General features: G+C 72.2%; 3 protein-coding genes. 2 read left to right on the plus strand and 1 reads right to left on the minus strand.

Going from position 1 to position 1,991, the window contains the following annotated elements; all coding sequences use genetic code 11:
- Positions 1-66: 66 nt before the first annotated feature.
- Positions 67-909 carry an alpha/beta fold hydrolase gene (locus I5I_RS07960; protein ID WP_051039535.1) on the plus strand — a complete coding sequence of 281 codons (843 nt, stop codon included), beginning with the start codon at positions 67-69 and terminating at the stop codon, positions 907-909.
- Positions 902-1,477, plus strand: a complete 576-nt coding sequence (locus I5I_RS07965; RefSeq protein WP_036318283.1) for a TetR/AcrR family transcriptional regulator — start codon at positions 902-904, stop codon at positions 1,475-1,477. Before I5I_RS07960 ends, I5I_RS07965 begins: the two co-directional genes overlap by 8 nt.
- Before the next feature lie 3 nt (positions 1,478-1,480).
- Here I5I_RS07965 and I5I_RS07970 read toward each other — a convergent pair.
- A partial coding sequence (locus I5I_RS07970; RefSeq protein ID WP_036318284.1) for a chloride channel protein occupies positions 1,481-1,991 on the minus strand: 511 nt, incomplete at its 5' end.

The raw sequence follows: 1,991 nt of genomic DNA on the forward strand, positions 1-1,991 counted from the left end.
CCCCCACTGTCGTGCGGTGCTCGAGCGATCTTGACAGATTTGGCTAATGATATTAGCTTTATGGCTATGACGAACTCGACCTCCCCCGCAGCCGCTTTCGCACGGCTCGATGTCCATCACCTCGACCGGCCCGAAGGTCGCATCGCGTATCGCGTGACCGGCGACGGGCCGCTCATCGTCTGCGTGCCCGGCATGGGCGAGATCGCCGCAAGCTACCGCCACACCGTTCCCGCCCTGCGCGAGGTCGGCTTCCGCGTCGCCGTGATGGACCTGCGCGGCCACGGCGAGTCGGACGCCACGTTCTCGGCGTACGACGACGTCGCGGCCGGCACCGACATCCTCGCGCTCATCGCCCACCTCGGCGGTCCGGCGGTCGTCGTCGGCAACTCGATGGCCGCCGGAGCAGCCGTCTGGGCGGCCGCCGAGAATCCCGCAGCCGTCAGCGGCCTGGGACTGCTCGGCCCGTTCGTCCGCAACGCCCCGACCAACCCGTTCGCCGCGGCGACGTTCCGCCTGCTGATGCTCCGGCCGTGGGCTCGCGCCGCCTGGCTCGCCTACCTGCCCCAGCTCTACCCCGGCCGGCGGCCCGCCGACTTCGCCGAGCACCGCGCGGCGATCCGCGCGGCGATGTCGCGCCCGGGCGCCACCGCCGCGTTCGCGCGCACGACCCGCACCGACCACAGCCTCGCCGAGAAGCGGATCCCCGAGGTGTCGGTACCGGCGCTGGTCATCATGGGCACCGCCGACCCCGACTTCAGCGATCCGAGGGGAGAGGCGGCGTGGATCGGCGAGCAGCTGCACGCGCGCGTGACGCTCGTGGAGGGCGCCGGCCACTACCCGCAGGCCGAGCAGCCCGAGCAGGTCGGCCCCGCCCTGGTCGCGTTCTGTCGCGAGGTGACCGGTGCCTAGGGCCGGCCTCACGCGCGACGCCGTGGTGGCGCTGGCACTGGAGACGATCGACGAGCTCGGGCTCGACGGCCTCACCCTCGCCGAGATCGCCGGCCGCGCCGGCGTGAAGGTGCCGAGCCTCTACAAGCACATCGCCTCGCTCGAGGTGCTGCGCTCCGCTGTGGCCACCGAGGCGACGCGTGAGCTCGCCCAGGAACTGCGGGTCGCGGCCATCGGGGTGTCCCGGACGGCGGCGCTGGAGAGTCTTGCGCACGCCTATCGGGGGTACGCACTGCGGCATCCGGGACGATACGCGGCCACCCAGCGCGCACCGCTGCCCGGGGAGGCGCGCGAGGAGGCGCATGCCCTCGCCGCCGCACAGGTGCAGCAGGTCGTCTCGGCGACGCTGCGCGGCTATGACATCGCCGACGATCAGCTGGTCGACGCGACCCGCACGCTGCGCGCCGCGCTGCACGGGTTCTGCGCGCTCGAGAACGGCGGCGGCTTCGCCCTTCCGGTCAGCGTCTCGGAGAGCTTCGCCCGGATGATCGCCGGTCTCGATCGCATGCTCTCGACCTGGCCGGCCTGACCCTTACTCGCGTCCGGGATCGATCGGCGCGAAGCGGCGCAGACCGCCGCCCGTCGTGAGGCGAGATGCCGCGAGCGAGCCGGCGACCGCGAGGAAGATCGGCAGCAGCAGGGTGAAGCCCGTTCCCGTGAACTCGATGATCAGGGCGATCGCGGTGAAGGGGGCGCGCATGTTGGCGGCAAGGAACGCACCCGCGGCCACGATGGCCAACGCCGTACCGTCGGCACCGGGCCAGATGAACGCCCAGCCCGTCGCGGCGGCCGCGCCCAACGCCGCACCGATCGCCACCGACGGCTGCAGGGTGCCCCCGATCGCACCGGATCCGAGCGAGACCGAGGTGGCAACGTACTTCATGACGGCGAGTGCCAGCAGAAGGGAGGCGGGCTGAGCGAGATCGAAGCCGGCGGTCGCGAGGGCGCGACCATTGCCCAGGATGAGCGGGAAGAACGCGCCGAGCACGCCGACCGCGGCGAACGTGAGGGGAAGGACGATCAGCAGCTTCCCCCCGGTGGCT

The organism is Microbacterium sp. B24 (assembly GCF_000333415.1).
Classification (GTDB): Bacteria; Actinomycetota; Actinomycetes; order Actinomycetales; family Microbacteriaceae; genus Microbacterium.